This is a genomic window from Megasphaera sp. DJF_B143 (assembly GCF_900320625.1).
Taxonomy (GTDB): domain Bacteria; phylum Bacillota; class Negativicutes; order Veillonellales; family Megasphaeraceae; genus Megasphaera; species Megasphaera hexanoica.
Window position 1 is genome coordinate 1 of the sequence record NZ_ONTA01000302.1, and the last position, 2,198, is coordinate 2,198.

Sequence of the window (2,198 nt, forward strand, 5' to 3'; positions counted from 1 at the left end):
ATATCCTGGCTGGTGCAGATATCCTGAAGGAGCTGGTTGAAGCGCCGGTAGATGATGAGCGGTTTCTGATTGAGTTCCCGGAGGGTAATATGAGTCCGGTCGGGACACCAGTCCAGTTCCCGGGGCAGTGCGGCCACCATCGGTTCTTCGTTGAGTATTTTACAATGGAAAGATCCGGCCTTGAACGGCGTGCGGACAATGCCGATTTCAACCAGGCCTTTGTGCAGCATATCGATGACCTCAAAGGTATTGCCATCATAAATTTCGAAATGAACGCTTTCATGCTTCTGATGAAAATCGCGCATGGCCGAACTGAGGATGACACTGCCTGAGCTCGATACGGTACCGATGTGCAGCGTTCCTTTGAGTCCCTGCCTGAAATCGCGGATTTCCCGCCTGGCCGAATCGCTGAGATTCAGGATCTGCCGGGCCCGTTCATAGAGCAGTTTTCCCGCTTCCGTCAGTTCCATGTGACGGTGCTCCCGGATAAACAAATCTACTTCCAGCTCTTTTTCCAGTAACTGTATCTGCTGGGATAGTGGCGGCTGTGCCATATGAAGCTGCCGGGCCGCTGCCGTGATCTGTCCTTCCTCGACGACGGCGACGAAATACCGGAGTTGTCGTAAATCCATGGATACCCCTTCCTTACTATATGAAAAATATATATTTGCTAAATTAAAATTATATTTTTAATATAGCACGAATGCTGGTATAATTCCAGATAGAAACGAGGAAACAATTGCACCTGTCTGATAAAGGAGGAACTACCGATGGAAGAAGAAACCACATTGGAACATCCCCGCCGGGATGCCCATTTTTTCTGGGTCTTATTTAAATCCACATTTATTATTAGTGCCTTTACCGTTGGCGGCGGCTATGTCATCGTGCCCCTTCTCAAGGCCAAATACGTTGATGAATACCACTGGATCAGCGACAAAGAAACGCTGGATATGGTCGCCATTGCCCAGTCCATGCCCGGTGTCATTGCCTGTAACAGTGCCATCATCCTGGGATACCGCATGGCCGGTATCGCCGGTACACTGACCGCCCTCATTGCGACGGTGCTGCCGCCGCTCATTACCTTGACCATTATTTCTTACTGCTATGATTTCTTTATCCAGAGCCAGATAGTCAAGATGATCCTGCGGGGCATGCAGTGCGGTGCTACAGCCCTCATGGTCAATGTAGGCATCAATCTGCTGATGAAGCAGTGCAAAAAAAAGCTCGTCCTGCCGCTGGTCATCATTGCCGCTACGTTCATTGCCAATGTCGTCTTCGACGTGAACCTCATGTATCTGGTCCTCATCGATGGCATCATCGGGCTGTTATGTATGCGTGATGCCAGGTATGATTAAAAGGGGGGAGATAGATCATGATTTACTGGCAATTATTCTGGGAATTCTGCAAAGTCGGCATTTTCTGTGTCGGCGGCGGTTATGCTTCCATGCCGCTCATCCAGGCATCGGTGGTCGATACCTTCCACTGGCTGTCTATGAGTGAATTTGTCGATATATTCACCATTTCACAAATGACACCCGGCCCGATTGGCATCAATGCGGCTACCTTTGCCGGGACGAAAATCGCCGGTCTCGGCGGTGCTATCTGTGCGACGGCCGGATTTGTCGCTCCGTCCCTGATTCTGGGAATCATCCTGGCCCGGGTGTTCTTCAAATACGGCAATATCGGTCCCATCCGCGGCGTATTGAACGGATTGCGCCCGGCTGTCGTCGGACTGATCTGTGCGGCCAGCCTCAGCTTTGTCTGGCTCGCCGTGTGGAGCACTGAATCGGTGCCGGAAGACTTTGGGGCTTTCAGTCCGGCTGCCATCCTCGTCCTCATCCTGGCGCTGATGGCTATCCGCCGTAAAATCGGCGTCATCAAAGTCCTCATCGGATCGGGCGTTCTGGGCCTCGTACTGGGACTCATGGGCATCCTGCCTGTATAAGAAAGGAGACTGTTATGCATCTGGGAACACAAGAACTTATCCTGATTTTACTCATTGTCGTCGTCCTCTTTGGAGGCAAAAAAGTTGCCGGCCTGGGAAAGGCGCTGGGAACGAGCCTGCGGGAGTTCCGGGCAGAAGTCCGGAAAGACGATGACTCATCGTCAGAACAGACCGATACGTCACAGACGAAACCGGAAGAATCATCGGATGTATCATCAAAAGAAAACGATGAAACGTCTCACCGGCCGTCTAC

At 51.5% G+C, this 2,198-nt stretch carries 4 protein-coding genes; 3 read left to right on the plus strand and 1 reads right to left on the minus strand.

Annotated elements, in window-relative coordinates; genetic code table 11:
- Positions 1–632, minus strand: a 632-nt coding sequence (locus DBO31_RS08745; RefSeq protein WP_150824958.1) for a LysR family transcriptional regulator, incomplete at its 3' end; no start/stop codon positions are given.
- A gap of 138 nt (positions 633–770) precedes the next feature.
- Here DBO31_RS08745 and DBO31_RS08750 point away from each other — a divergent pair.
- The 3 genes from DBO31_RS08750 to DBO31_RS08760 form a co-directional block, all read left to right on the plus strand.
- A complete protein-coding gene (locus tag DBO31_RS08750) occupies positions 771–1,355 on the plus strand; it encodes a chromate transporter (RefSeq protein ID WP_059075817.1) in 585 nt (194 codons plus the stop codon).
- A gap of 17 nt (positions 1,356–1,372) precedes the next feature.
- A complete protein-coding gene (locus DBO31_RS08755) occupies positions 1,373–1,945 on the plus strand; it encodes a chromate transporter (RefSeq protein WP_059075818.1) in 573 nt (190 codons plus the stop codon).
- Between the two features lie 14 nt (positions 1,946–1,959).
- Positions 1,960–2,198 (plus strand): twin-arginine translocase TatA/TatE family subunit (locus tag DBO31_RS08760; protein ID WP_113855858.1); only part of this gene is annotated, 239 nt, incomplete at its 3' end.

Excerpts from the sequence above, each read along its gene's own strand:
- DBO31_RS08750 (WP_059075817.1), top strand. The coding sequence starts at position 771 with ATGGAAGAAGAAACCACATTGGAACATCCCCGCCGGGATGCCCATTTT.
- DBO31_RS08755 (WP_059075818.1), top strand. The coding sequence starts at position 1,373 with ATGATTTACTGGCAATTATTCTGGGAATTCTGCAAAGTCGGCATTTTC.